Annotated in this window: 12 protein-coding genes; 9 read left to right on the top strand and 3 right to left on the bottom strand. The window is 69.0% G+C overall.

Annotation, left to right across the window (positions count from 1 at the left end):
* Positions 1–130: 130 nt before the first annotated feature.
* Positions 131–850: a response regulator transcription factor gene (locus tag ABTZ89_RS09900; RefSeq protein WP_351042416.1), complete on the bottom strand. Its 720-nt coding sequence runs from the start codon at positions 848–850 to the stop codon at positions 131–133.
* A 315-nt stretch (positions 851–1165) separates the two neighbouring features.
* Here ABTZ89_RS09900 and ABTZ89_RS09895 point away from each other — a divergent pair, with 315 nt between their 5' ends.
* On the top strand, positions 1166–1693 hold the full coding sequence (locus ABTZ89_RS09895; protein WP_351042413.1) for an RICIN domain-containing protein: 528 nt from the start codon (positions 1166–1168) through the stop codon (positions 1691–1693).
* Positions 1694–1748: 55 nt separating this feature from the next.
* Here ABTZ89_RS09895 and eccCa read toward each other — a convergent pair whose 3' ends face one another.
* Together eccCa and ABTZ89_RS09885 are read right to left on the bottom strand one after the other, a co-directional pair.
* On the bottom strand, positions 1749–5684 hold the full coding sequence (gene eccCa / locus ABTZ89_RS09890; protein WP_351042410.1) for a type VII secretion protein EccCa: 3936 nt from the start codon (positions 5682–5684) through the stop codon (positions 1749–1751).
* Between the two features lie 65 nt (positions 5685–5749).
* Positions 5750–5908 carry a hypothetical protein gene (locus ABTZ89_RS09885; protein ID WP_270950599.1) on the bottom strand — a complete coding sequence of 53 codons (159 nt, stop codon included), beginning with the start codon at positions 5906–5908 and terminating at the stop codon, positions 5750–5752.
* 44 nt (positions 5909–5952) lie between these two features.
* Between ABTZ89_RS09885 and eccD the strand changes: the two genes are divergently transcribed.
* The 8 genes from eccD to ABTZ89_RS09845 all read left to right on the top strand — a co-directional run bounded on the left by eccD (position 5953) and on the right by ABTZ89_RS09845 (position 13256).
* Positions 5953–7338 (top strand): type VII secretion integral membrane protein EccD, encoded by a 1386-nt coding sequence (gene eccD / locus ABTZ89_RS09880; RefSeq protein ID WP_351042406.1) that lies wholly within the window; start codon positions 5953–5955, stop codon positions 7336–7338.
* A 94-nt stretch (positions 7339–7432) separates the two neighbouring features.
* On the top strand, positions 7433–8863 hold the full coding sequence (gene eccB / locus ABTZ89_RS09875) for a type VII secretion protein EccB (RefSeq protein WP_351042403.1): 1431 nt from the start codon (positions 7433–7435) through the stop codon (positions 8861–8863).
* Between the two features lie 104 nt (positions 8864–8967).
* The gene (locus ABTZ89_RS09870; protein ID WP_351042400.1) at positions 8968–9321 is read left to right on the top strand and encodes a hypothetical protein; all 354 of its coding nucleotides are present in this window, start codon (positions 8968–8970) and stop codon (positions 9319–9321) included.
* A 29-nt stretch (positions 9322–9350) separates the two neighbouring features.
* Positions 9351–9653, top strand: a complete 303-nt coding sequence (locus ABTZ89_RS09865) for a hypothetical protein (RefSeq protein ID WP_270950603.1) — start codon at positions 9351–9353, stop codon at positions 9651–9653.
* 22 nt (positions 9654–9675) lie between these two features.
* Entirely contained in the window at positions 9676–10044 is a 369-nt protein-coding gene (locus ABTZ89_RS09860) for a hypothetical protein (RefSeq protein WP_270950604.1), read from the top strand.
* 69 nt (positions 10045–10113) lie between these two features.
* Complete coding sequence (locus tag ABTZ89_RS09855; protein WP_351042395.1) at positions 10114–12333, top strand: hypothetical protein; 2220 nt, start codon at positions 10114–10116, stop codon at positions 12331–12333.
* A gap of 142 nt (positions 12334–12475) precedes the next feature.
* The gene (locus ABTZ89_RS09850; RefSeq protein WP_270950606.1) at positions 12476–12907 is read left to right on the top strand and encodes a YbaB/EbfC family nucleoid-associated protein; all 432 of its coding nucleotides are present in this window, start codon (positions 12476–12478) and stop codon (positions 12905–12907) included.
* Positions 12900–13256 (top strand): hypothetical protein, encoded by a 357-nt coding sequence (locus ABTZ89_RS09845; protein WP_351042392.1) that lies wholly within the window; start codon positions 12900–12902, stop codon positions 13254–13256. The genes ABTZ89_RS09850 and ABTZ89_RS09845 overlap by 8 nt, the downstream gene beginning before the upstream one ends.
* Positions 13257–13288: the final 32 nt, after the last annotated feature.

The following is a 13288-nucleotide window of genomic DNA, read 5'->3' as shown; positions in this document are numbered from 1 at the left end:
TACCTACCCCGGGGTGCGGCGCGCAACCACCGCCCCGGCCACCCCCGGCGCTCCCCCACCGGGGGGGCCGGCCGCGAACCCCCCCCCGCCCCCGGCCGCCCTCCCTGAAGAACGAGAGGTTCTCCGTCGGTCAGACTGCTGGGCCGAAGCGGTAGCCGACTCCCCAGATCGTGTTGAGGATCGTCGGGTTGGCCGGGTCCGTTTCGATCTTCTCGCGGAGGCGACGTACGTAGACGCTGATCATCGACGAGTCGCCCACCTTCCACTGCCAGACCCGCTGCATCAGCTCGTCCTTGCGGAAGGTTTCGCCGGGGTGGTCGAAGAAGAAGTCCAGGAGGTCCCGCTCGCGGCCGGTGAAGCGCAGCGGTTTCCCGGCTTTCGTGACCTGGCGGGTCGTCAGGTCCAGGACCAGGTCCTCGACCTGGCGGGTCTGCGGCGCCTGCTGCGGCTGGACCGGTTGGCCCGCGGTGCGGCGGAGCAGGGCTTGGGCGCGGAGTACCAGTTCGCGCGGGCTGAAGGGCTTCGTGACGTAGTCGTCGGCGCCGAGTTCCAGGCCGTGGATGCGGTCGTCCTGCTCGCCCAGGGCTGTGACCAGGATGATCGGGACGTTGCTCTGCTCGCGGAGCTTGCGGCAGACGTGGGTCCCGTCGAGGCGGGGCAGCATCCGGTCCAGGATCACCAGGTCCGGGTTGAACGCCTGGAAGCCGTCCAGCGCCATCACGCCGTCGGCGGCCACCGCGACCAGCATGCCCGCGTGGTTCAGGTAGCTGGCGATGACCTCGGCCATCATCGGATCGTCCTCGACCACGAGCACTCGGTGCCGCCGCACCGCACCGGACCCGCTCTCCACCGCACTCCTCCGCTCGACCCGACCGGGGTCGAGCCTATCTGCTCCACGACCTGAACCGGGGTCGGGCAGGCGGCCGAGACCGGTTTCCCTTGCCATGGCGCCGGTTTGGGCTCTTACAGCCGATGCGGCGTCCGCAAGAGCGTTACACAATTCGCCCGTTTGTATTCGGATGGGTGGTCGTTGGTAACCCGGGAGGAGGGAGAACGCCGATCTCCGCTGCCGGTCACCTGCAGACGCGATCAGTATTCGTTTCGCACCGACTGTCCGATTCGGCGCGGTGTCCACATCGTCACTCCGATGATTGAGGAAGTGAACATGTCTTCGTTCTTCACCACCCGACGCCTCGGCGCCATCACCGGTACAGCACTCGCGCTCGCCCTCGGCCTGGGAGCGCCCGCCGCGACAGCGGCGCCGGCGCCGCACGTCAAGGCCATGTGCCTGGACGTCGGCAAGACGCGGGACAAGGGCGACAAGGCGACGATCTGGGAGTGCGGCGACAACCCCAACCAGCGGTTCGTGATCTCCGGCGGGCAGATCAAGGTCGAGGACACGATCGGCACGCGGCAGCAGGAGCGGTGCCTGGACGCCGGCTGGACCCGGACGAACGGTGCCGGCGTGCACCTCTGGGAGTGCGGTGACACCAACACCAACCAGAAGTGGATCGTCCGCAACTCGCAGATCGTGCTCGCCGACACGGTGGGCAAGGCCCAGGAGATGTGCCTGGACACCGGTAGGACCAGGGAGAAGGGCGACCGCGTGCACATCTGGCGGTGCGACGATCGCAACAAGAACCAGCAGTGGGTCGTCCAGCGCGGCTACATCAAGGTTGCGGACACGCTCTGACGTCTGAAAGGGACCGGCCCCCGTTGCGACGCTGCGACGGGGGCCGGAGCACGAATCAGTCCTTGAGCAGCGGGGTTTGCAGCAGGACGGTCTTGCGCCGGGTGATGTACTGCGCGCGACCGGTCGGCAGCTTCTTCGGGCGGACGTCGTGGAACGCGGTGCCTTCCGTCGGCGGGCAGGACAGCAGGACCGCCGGGGTGTTGACCTCCTGGAGCCGCCGGAGCAGCGGGTCGTAGAGCGCGCGGGACAGGCCGTTGGCGCTGCGGGAGACGATCACGTGCAGGCCGATCTCGTGGCCCTGCGCGAGGCAGTCCAGCAGCGGGACGAACGGGTTGTCGGTCTGGTCGGTGCTGACCATGTCGTAGTCGTCGACGATCAGGAACAGCTCCGGACCCGTCCACCAGTCGCGCTGGCCGAGCTGCGCCGGGCTGATCTCCGGGCCGGGCACGCGTTCCCGCATCGCCCGCGACGAACCGGCCACCGCGTCGCGCACGATGTCCTTGGAGACCGCGTAGCCGAGCCGGTACTCCTCCGGCACCGCGTCGAACAGCTCGCGGCGGAAGTCCACGAAGGTGATCCGCGCCTGCTCGGGCGTGTACTGGCTGGTGATCGCGCGGGCGATGTGCTGCACCAGGTTCGTCTTGCCGGTCGCGTCGTCACCGGCGATGAGCAGGTGCGGGTGCTCGGTGAAGTCGTGCCACAGCGGCTCGACGTCCTCACCGGACAGGCCCAGCGGCACCCGCAGCTGACCGGTGGGGGCAGGCAGCTCGCCGGCGTCGAGGACGACCGGCAGCATCTTCACCGGCGGCGCGGCCGGACCCGGCCAGGCCGAGGAGATGGTGCCGATCAGCTCCTGCGTGCCCTCGGACGTGCTGCCCTCGCCGTCCAGCCGCGGCAGCCCGGCCAGGAAGTGCGCCTGGTCCTCGGTCAGACCGCGACCGGGGATCTTCGGCACCGTGGCGGCGGCGCGCATGTTGATGGTGGATTCGACCGGGTCGCCCAGCCGCAGCTCGAGGCGGGTGCCGAGCTGGTCGCGGATGCCGTTGTTCACCTCGCCCGCGCGGCCGGCGGCGATGATCAGGTGGATGCCGTAGTTCAGGCCGCGGGTGGCCAGCAGGGTGAACTGCGGCACCAGGTCCATGAAGTCCTGGCGGATGGTGGTCCAGCCGTCCACCACCAGGAACACGTCGCCGTAGGGCTCGTCGGCGAACTCACCGGCCGCGCGGCGGCGCCGGTAGGTGGCCATCGAGTCCACGCCGAGCTCGGCGAACCGCTGCTCGCGCTCCTCCATCAGGGCGTTGACCTGGTTGATCGTGCGCAGCATCCGCTCGCTGTCGAGGCGCCCGGTGACACCGCCGACGTGCGGCAGCCCGGTCAGCGAGGAGAGCATGCCGCCGCCGAAGTCCAGGCCGTAGAACTGCACTTCGCGCGGGGTGTGGGTGAGCGCCAGGGCGGTGATCAGGGTGGCCAGCAGGGTGCTCTTGCCGCTCTGCGGACCGCCCGCGACGAGCACGTGCCCGCCCGATCCGGACAGGTCGGCGATCAGCGGCTCGTGCAGCTGGTCGAAGGGCCGGTCGATCACGCCGAGCTGGACCCGCAGGTTCCGCTCGGTGTCCACTGTGGTCAGACCGCGTGCCGGGTCGATCTCCAGCGGCGGCAGCATCTGCTCCAGCGTCGGCGAGACCTCCAGCGGCGGCAGCCACACCCGGTGCGCGGGCGGCCCGGACCCGGCCAGCCGCTGGACCGCGACCTCCAGCAGCGACTCGCCCGCTTCATCTTGCTGAGCAACGGGTTCCTCGGGCATCGGCAGTTCGCGGGACGGCACGTAGGAGGTGGTGTACGGGACGATCTGGCGGGCCACCACGGACTGCCGGATCTCGCGCCGCGCGTGCCGGTAGGTGCCGGAGACGTAGGCCGCCTTGAACCGGGTCAGGGTGTCCACATCGGTCTTGAGGTACCCGGCGCCGGGCTGCGAGGGCAGCTGGTGGGCGTCCGGGACGCCGAGCACACCGCGGCTTTCCATCGCCGAGAAGGTGCGCAGGCCGATCCGGTACGACAGGTGCGATTCGAGCTGGTGCATGCGGCCCTCGTCGAGGCGCTGCGAGGCCAGCAGCAGGTGCACCGAGAGGCTTCGGCCGAGGCGGCCGATCATCACGAACAGGTCCATGAAGTCGCGGTGCGCGGCCAGCAGCTCGCTGAACTCGTCGACCACCACGAACAGGGTCGGCAGCGGATCCAGGTCCGCACCTTCGGCGCGGGCCTTCTCGTACTCGGTGGCCGAGGTGAAGTTGCCCGCCTTGCGCAGCAGCTCCTGGCGGCGGACCAGCTCGCCGTGCAGGGCGTCCTTCATCCGGTCCACCAGCGACGCCTCGTCGGCGAGGTTGGTGATGACCGCCGAGGTGTGCGGCAGCTCGTCCAGGCCGAGGAACGTCGCCCCGCCCTTGAAGTCGACCAGCACGAAGTTCAGCGTTTCCGAGGAGTGCGTCAGCGCCAGCGCGAGCACCAGGGTGCGCAGCAGCTCGGACTTGCCGGAACCGGTGGCGCCGATGAGCATGCCGTGCGGCCCCTGCCCGCCCTGCGCGGACTCCTTGATGTCCAGCTCGATCGGCGTGCCGTCGCCGGTGACGCCGATCGGCACCCGCAGCCGGGCGGCGCCCGAGGCCCGCTGCGCCTGCAGCTTGGGCACGTCGAAACCGCGCAGGTCGCTGATGTTGAGCAGCGTGGTCAGCTCGAAGTCGGTGGCCAGCGGCTCGGTGGTGTCGGTGGAGATGGCCAGCCGGTAGGGCGAGAGCAGGCGGGCGAGGGACTCGGCGCGGAGCGGGCTGAGCGCGTCCGGCCGGCCGATCGGGGAGGTGCTCTCCTTGCCCGCGCGCCCGATCCGCACCAGCTCGGCGCGGTCGGGGGTGACGCGCATGAGCAGGGTTCGGGGGTCGCTCTGCCAGTCCAGGGCATCGCTGAGGTCGATCACCGTGGCGTTGCGGTAGCCGTTGGTGGCCATCCGGCTGCCGGGCGCGGGCTGCGCGCCGTCGAGCACCACCACGACGTGCGGCTCGTCGCGGGTGGGCATCGCGTCGCGGTCGAAGAACGGGCGCCCGGCGAGCTCCTCGCCGAGCAGTCCTTCCAGCTCACCTGGGGTTTCGGCGACCAGCCGGACCGGCCCGGCGCCGTCGGTGTCGGTCGGGTGCAAGCAGTGCGGCAGCCACTTCGTCCACTGCCACTGGTCCAGCTCGCGGCCGAGGACCACGATGCGCAGGTCCTGCGGCGCGTGCAGCACGACGAGCTGGGCGAGCATCGAGCGGACCATGGCGCGGGCTGCTTCGACGTCGCCGCGCACCAGGATCCGCGCGTAGGCCCGCAGGTACAGCGGGACCGGCTGGTCGGCGACCGTGGCGTAGGCGCGGATGAACCGGCGCAACGCGTGCGCGGACAGCGGTTCGAGGTCCTCCACCGGCTTGGTGTTGAGCTGCCCGATCCGGGTGCCGAGCTGCTGGTCGCCGACGGCGATGCGGACCTCGCCGAAGTCCGGGTGCTCCGGGCGGACCTCCCACAACCGGGAGGTGCGCACCAGCGACCAGATCGCGTCCGGGTCCGGGTGCCGCCAGGTCTGCGCCTTGCGCTGCGCCACCACCGTCTTGCGCACCTGGCGCCGGGCTTGGGCGAGGTAGCGCAGGTAGTCGCGGCGGGCGCCGGTGATCTGGCGCTTGCGCTCCGCGGCGGTGCGCAGGAAGTTCGCGGCGAGCATGCCGAGCGCGGCCAGCACCATCATGCCCATCGCGAAGTACATGATCGTGCCACCGCTACCGCCCATGCCGGGGCGGAGGAAGATCATCACCATCGCCAACGAGCTGAGCGCCATCGGCATGTAGGTGATCATCCCGGAGAAGCCGCTCTGCGTTTCGGGCAGCTCCGGAGGTTCCTGGAGGGTCAGCTCGCCGGACGGCATCGGCGGCCCCGGTTGCCGTTCTGGACGGCGGAACAGCGTGACGCTCACGCGGATTCCCTTCCCGCTGGGGAAAACTGTGACCCGCGAAGAATTCCACCGGAAGGCGGGGATTTTCAGGTCACGTAAATCGGCGACACCACGATCACCGGAATTCGCCCTAGGGTTTTGCACCAGGACGGCGGCGCCGTCCCGGTCTCGACGATTCGAACCGTCCCCCGACGATCGAGGCTGATCTCGACGGTGCCGGGCATCGCGATTTCGGTGCCCGGCACCGATTTTCGCCGAATCCTTGCGGGAAGAGGGAGCGTGAACCGGCGTGAGCACCACCAGTGCGGCCGCGGGCCTGTGCCGGCTGTCCATCCGGGCACCGGATCGGAACTTCGACCTCGCGGTGCCGACCGACGTGCCGCTGATCGACCTGATGCCGACCATCGTCAGCTACGCGGGCCCCCAGGTCGAAGAGGCCGGGTTGGAGCACGGCGGCTGGGTGCTGCAGGACGTCGGCGGTGATCCGCTGGACGAGGAGTCGACGCCGGAGGCGTTGGGCCTGCACGACGGCCAGGTGCTGCACCTGCGCTCGCGGCAGGAGGTCATGCCTGCGGTGCACTTCGACGACCTGGTCGACGGCATCTCGAAGGGCATGCAGGAGCGCCCGTGGGCCTGGAAGCCCGCCGCCACCAAGCGGCTGCTGCACGGATCGGTGCTGGTCGCGGCCGGGATCATCTGGCTGGGGCTGCTGCTGCCGGGTGGGTTCCCCGGCGAATGGCTGGTGCGCTCACTGGCCGCTGGTGTCGCAGCGCTGCTGCTGCTGGCCGCGTCGTTGTCGGCATCGCGCGCGGTCGGAGACGCCTTCGCCGGAACCATTTTCGGTCTTGCCGCAGTGCCCTTCTTCGCGCTGGCGGGGTTCCTCGCGCCTGGGCCGGGGGCGTCCGGGATGGCGGTCCTGCTCGCCGCGGCGGCCACTGCAGCCGGTGGTGCGGTCCTGGCGCTGGCGGCTTCCGGGACGCATCCGCACGCGTTCCTCGGGGTGCTGGTGGTGTGCGTGTTCGGCGTGATCACCGCGCTGTTGGCGCTGCTCACGAGCACCATGGCCGAGGCGGTGTCGGCGACCGCGGTGATCGCGGTGCTGTTCGGCGCGTTCGTGCCAGGGCTGTCGTTCCGGGTGGCCGGGCTGAAGATGCCGCCGCTGCCGACCAACTCCGAGCAGCTGCAGGAGGGCATCGACCCGCACCCGAGCCGCAACGTGCTGGACCGGACCGCGATCGCCGACAAGTACATGACCTCGCTGTTCCTGGCGGTCGGCGCGGTGTGCGCGGTGGCGGTCTTCGGGCTGCTCACCGAACCGGACTGGGCGACTTACACGATGGCCGGCGTGCTGAGCGCGATCATGCTGCTGCACGGGCGTGACGTCGGCGGCATCTGGCACCGGCTTTCCGTTGTGCTGCCCGGGGTTCTCGGCGTCACGATGCTGCTGCTGGCACTGTCCATGCAGGACTTGTTCGGGCGCCTGCTGCTGTTCGTCGGCGTCGCGCTGATCGGAACGGCGCTGATGGTGTCCGGCTGGGTCGTGCCGGGCAATCGACTAGTCCCGTATTGGGGACGCGCGGCGGACATCATCCACGTCCTGCTCGCGGTGAGCCTGATTCCGCTGATGCTGACCGTGCTGGGCGTGTTCGGCTGGATTCGGGCCTTCAACGGCTGACCGACGTTCGTGAGTGGTTCGGGGTGTCATAGCGCCCCAAAGCACTCACGAAACGGCGGATCCTCTTCGAGACTTTTGGTAAGGGCGTGGGAGTGTGCAGTCGCGGCGGGACCAGGTTCAGGCGCACATGTTCATCATGGGGCGGCTCAGCGCCGGGATGTTGCGGGCCGATCCGGATATCTCCGACACCCCGCAGCGGCGGACTTCGCGCGGTGTCGTCATCGGCGTGGTCATCTCGGTGCTGCTCGGCCTCGGGACGTTCCTGTTCGGGCTGATCAAGCCCGGCGGGGCGACCGCGTGGCAGGTGCCGGGCGCGGTCGTGGTGGAGAAGGAGTCCGGCGCGCGCTGGCTCTACCTCGCCGGCGAGCTGCACCCGGTGCTCAACCAGGCGTCGGCGCGGCTGGTCGCGGGCGCGGACATGACCGTGCACACGGTGTCGGCGAACTCGCTGGTGGGAACGCCGCGCGGCGCGACCATCGGCATCCCCGGCGCGCCGGACGGGTTGCCGTCGCCCGGCGCGCTGAGCAGCGACCCGTGGCTGTCGTGCGCCGCGCCGGTGGACGGGAAGCGGGACTTCACCGCGCTGATCGGTGAGGCCGAGGGCACCGGGCTGACCAAGGACGAGGGCGCGCTGGTGTCCGGTCCGGACGGCGCGGTGTTCCTGGTGTGGTTCGGGCACAAGCTGCGGATGGACACCGAATCCGCCGGTCCCGCCGCGCTCGGCTACAGCACGGCCGACCCGATCGCGGTGCCCGCCGGGTTCCTCAACGCGCTGCCCACCGGCCCCGACCTGGTCGCCCCGGAGGTGGCCGGTCGCGGCAACCCCGGGCCGCAGCTGGCCGGGGCGCCGAGCGTGGTCGGGCAGCTGTTCCGCGACGCCGCCGGCAAGCCGTACCTGCTGGCCGAGTCCGGGCTGGTGCCGCTCACCGACACCCTGTTCAAGCTGATCAGCGGCGATCCGCGGACCCAGGCGGTCGCCTACGGCGGACAGCCGGTGCAGCCCCGGCAGATCGGTGCCAGCGACATCACCGCGCACTCCGCTCCCGCGGCGGCGAAGGACGAGCTGACCCGCGGAGGCGCGTTCCCGGACGCCCCGCCGCAGCTGGTCGGCGACGACGACAAGCAGGCGCTGTGCGTGTCCACCACCCCGGCGCCCGCCGTGACCAGCGTGTCCCTTGTGGACCGCAGCGTCGTGGACGCCGCGCGGCCGACGTTGCCGCAGCCGGGGATCGCGCTGTCCTGCACCCGGCCGGACCGGGTCGGCGTGGAGCCGGGCACAGGTGTGCTGGTCGCGGTCGAGCCCAGCGGGGAAACCCCGTCGCCCACGTTGTTCCTGGTCGCGGACAACGGCGTGAAGTACCCGGTCCCGTCCGCCGAGGTGGCCGGAGCGCTCGGGTACGCGGCACCGCCCGTCGCGATGCCTGCGCTGCTCGTGGACCAGCTGGCCACCGGGCCGGCGCTGGACCCGGCGGCGGCCGGGCGACCGGTCACCGAGCTGCCGCCGGTGACCCCGCCGCAGTGCTGAATTCCCTTGCCACGTCCCTGTTCTGGGATGTGGTTGGAGCACCCCCGCCGGTTCTAGTTTCGGTCGCGAGGGTGCGGGCGGAGACGACAACAGGAGGAAGACCGGTGGTACTGGACGCAGGCCAGAACGGGCAGCAGATCGTCACGCAGTCCGCGGCGATCAAGCAGGGCATCAACCAGCTCACCCAGCACACGTCGATCATGCAGAGCACCGAAGCGCAGGTCACCGCGCTGTGCGACGACCTGCGGGTCGCCTACGTCTCGAGCGCTTCGCAGCAGCTGCTGCAGAAGATCAACGACTGGCTCGGGCTCTACCGGCAGGCCAAGGGCGAGTTCGACCGGATCATCGACGGCCTGCAGGGAACGGACACCAAGTTCCTGGACATCAACGAGCAGAACATCCAGGAGGGCCACAAGTTCATGAACGACTTCTACAACGGGCTCTCCGGCACCAAGTGACCCACTGACCACGCACCCAGGAGGTTCGAATGAGCGGGCTCGAAGGAATTCTGAAGACCAACCCCAACGCGGTCAACGAGATCTCCCAGCAGATGACCACCCTGGCCGAGAAGATGCGCCAGCAGATGGAGCAGCTCGAGGTCCAGCTGGGCAAGCTGGCCCAGGAGTCCGGTGGTCAGTGGGCCACCGAGTGGGCCAACGCCCAGACCAAGATCAACGAGCTGGAGCGCCAGATGGACAACCAGATCAAGGTCGGCGGTGTGACGGTGAACCAGATGAACGAGAACAACCTGAACACCGACAACACCACCAAGCAGTACTTCGTCCGCTGACGCCGCCCGAGGTCGAAGAACCATGGTGGAGAAGGACACGAGCACCGGCGACGAGATCAAGTTCTCCGAGTCCGAGTTCAACAAGATCAAGGGTTGGTTGGAGCAGCTCCAGAAGGAGCTCGCGGACGAGCCGAACCTGCAGAAGCTGGCCCTCAACAGCGACCAGCTGCTGCTGCCGGGGTCCTCGCCGGCCGCGACGGACCTGAAGGGACAGGCGGCGACGTTCGCGAAGTCCGTCACCACGGCGGTCCAGGGCATGACCAGCACGACGCTGCCGAAGCTGCGGCACGGGCTGGACGAGGCCATCCGGCAGTTCAACAACAACGAAGACGAGAACACCTACACGATTCAGCAGTTCATGGCCGACCTGGGAATGGGCGCTAAGGCGTAGCCGGGACCCGGGATCTGGCTCGAGAGTTCGCGGTGGGTGACCGCGGGGCGTTGCGGAGAGGTGGACGGCGTGGCAGGCGCCTGGGAACAAGCGGTGAACAGCGTACTTCCATCGGATCAGCCGATCCGCGATCGCAACGACCTCGCGGGCCCCGGCTCCCCTTCGTGGATCGAAGACGCCGGGATCTCGGTGGGCGGTGTCAGCCCGAGCTGGGACGTCGTGCGCGGTGGCACCACCACCGTCACCAACAACGGCCAGAGCTCCACCCTGACCGTCCAGATCTGGGTGAAGCTGAACTGGGGCCTGCTCAGGGACAACTACACCCTCCAGCAGCTGTTCAGCCTCGGTGAGCAGTGGCTGGACCCGCTGGTGCGAGGCGGGGCGAACTCGGTCACCCGGCAACCGAGCTTCGGGGAGCTGGCCGACACCCTGGAAGGTGCCCGCGACTTCCTCGACCGGAAGCGCGACGACGTCGCCAGCTGGGCGAAGCAGATCGAATCCGGCGGTGAGCTGGAAGGGGCCACGGCGACGGCGGTGCAGAACGTCCTGCAGAGCCTCAGCAAGCAGATCGGTGCGTTCAGCGCCGAGATCTCCGACTCCGTGCTGGTCGGCCAGTTGCGCGAATCCGGGACCAAGCTGGGCACCGAGCTCAACCAGCTGCTCGACAAGTTCATCGACTGGCGCAACGGGAGCGCGGTCGGCAACGCGGATGCCTGGACGGGCTGGAACAACAACAAGAACTACGCCGATCCGGTGGGAAAACCGGGTGGGGAGGAAGCCAACCTCTCGAACCCGGCGCACGCCGTCGCTGCCGCGCTGAACAAGTACCAGCTGTCGGTGAACATCGGCTACAACCAGCAAAACGGTTCCTGGGACGTCAAGGACGTCGACTTCGGCCTGGGCGATGCGAGGGACGGCGCAGCGCTGAAGGAGAACCTCGACAAGGAGGCCAAGCAGGAGTGGCTGAACTACTTCGCGGCCAAGCTGGACCCCGGCACCGACAGCACCTTCAACGACGTCCAGAGCGAGTACCAGTCGACCAAGAACAACATGCCGCAGCAGCCGAAGTTCGGCCCGGTCGGCGCTGGCGGTGGTGACCAGCCGCCCGGTGGTGGCAACGGGAACGGCGGCGGTTCCGGCGCCGACCAGAACGTCGACATCCCGCCGACCGACACGAACACCGATGTGCCGCCGACCGACACGAACACCGATGTGCCGCCGACCGACACGAACACCGATGTGCCGCCCACGGATGAGAACTCGGGTGATCAGAACGTCGACGTGCCGCCCACGGATGAGAACTCGGGTGATCAGAACGTCGACGTGCCGCCCACGGATGAGAACTCGGGCGATCAGAACGTCGACGTACCGCCCACGGATGAGAACTCGGACGGCCAGGACTTCGATGCACCGGACACCGACCTCGACGGGCAGGACGACGCCAACGGCGGCAAGGGCAGCCTGACCGATCCGAACAACCACGGCGGCGGGCAAACGCCACCGCCACCGCCGCCGGTCACCACGTTCAACCCGTCGCAGTTCACGCCGAACGGGATGAACAACCTGTTCCCCAACAGCGGCGGCGGGAGCGGCGTGGTGGGGCCGGACGGCAAGCTGCTGACGAAGCCGGACGGCTCGCCGCTCAACCTGCCGCCCGGCGCGAAGATCAACCCGGACGGAACCGTCACCAACGCGGACGGGACCCAGCTGCGCGACGCCAACGGCAACCTGGTCAAGGTGCCGCCGGGATCGTCGATCCAGCCGGACTTCCCGCCGGGATCGGTGGTGAACCCGGATGGAACCGTCACCACCCCCGACGGGACCCAGCTGCGCGATTCACACGGCAACGTGGTCAAGGTCCCGCCGAACTCGATCTACCACCCGAACTCGTCGAACAGCAGCTTCTACCCGCCCCTGGGCAAGATGACCCTGCCGCCGGACCTGCACACCTCCGGCAACAAGTTCTCGTCGTACAACCCGCCCGGGCTGGAGACCAACAAGCGCGGTGGCTTCGGCTCCGCGGAGATCAACGATCCGACGCGGCGGTCCACTGTGAACTCCTCGGCGTTGGACGATGCGCTGCGCAAGCCCACCAACCCCGCCACCGAGAGCAGCTTCAAGGGCGGCAAGGGCGGCGCGGGTGGTCAGCAACCGATGATGCCGCCGCCGATGGCGGGTGGTGCTGGTGGCGGCGACCAGAACAAGGACCGGCAGCGCACCACCTGGCTGTCCGAGGACGCCGACACCTGGAACACCGACGAGGGCTTCAGCGGCGCCATCGGCCGCTGACCTGCGGAGATCGGTGTCTCCCGCAAATTCCATTGAAATCGGACCTCCGATTTCAATGGAAATCGCGGGTCTGATTTCCATTGAATTTGCGGATTTCCGGACGTCGGGGTCCGGGGACGGCTTGAGGACGTGAGGAGGAGCGGTGGGTCGAGTGCCCTTCAACCTGCAGGCGCAGTTGGACCAGGCGATGCGGGAGATCACCGAGACGCAGCAGCGGATGCAGGAGCTCGAGGAGGAGCTGCGGGCCCGGTCGGCGACTGCGCGGTCCAAGGACCGGATGGTGTCCGCGACGGTCGATTCCTCCGGGGGTTTGAGCAAGCTGGAGTTCCACGACGAGCGGTACCGGTCGATGGCCAAGGCCGAGCTGGCCGACGCGATCGTCAAGGTCGTCGGCCAAGCGCGGGCGGACATGACCGCGCAGGTCAACGCCGCTGTTGAGCCGCACATGGGGGAGGCCGCCGAGCTGCGCGAATCGCTGCACAGCGGGTCGAACTGGGGCGAGTTCCTGGCGCCGCTGTTCAAGGCGCAGCAGGAGGCGTCGAACTTCCCGGACGCGGGGCGGCGCGATGGCTGAGCGGATCCAGATCCCGGAGGACCTCAAGCAGCGGTTCAGCAGGTTGCTGCTGGCCGAGGACGACATCCGCGAGGCGCTGTTCATCTGGAACGGGCTGGACCAGGCGGTCAAGACGGCGGCCGGGAACGACGAGGAGACCTCCAAGCAGATCAAGGAGAAGGCCGACCAGGTCAACCCGAGCCTCACCGAGCTGCTGACCTCCCTCGGCGACGCGTTCGGGATCAACTCGGAGAAGGGCCAGGAGACCCACAAGAAGTTCGCCGACGCCGACGCCCAGAACACCGAGATCGCGAACAAGTTCGGGACGGGTACCGACGGTGGTTCGTTCTCCGGTGGCGGCAGGCACTGATCCCGTCCGATGTGGACGGTGCGACGGCTGGA

The organism is Saccharopolyspora sp. NPDC002686 (genome assembly GCF_040295745.1).
Lineage (GTDB): Bacteria > Actinomycetota > Actinomycetes > Mycobacteriales > Pseudonocardiaceae > Saccharopolyspora > Saccharopolyspora oryzae.
This window is presented reverse-complemented; position numbering and strand designations above follow the sequence as displayed.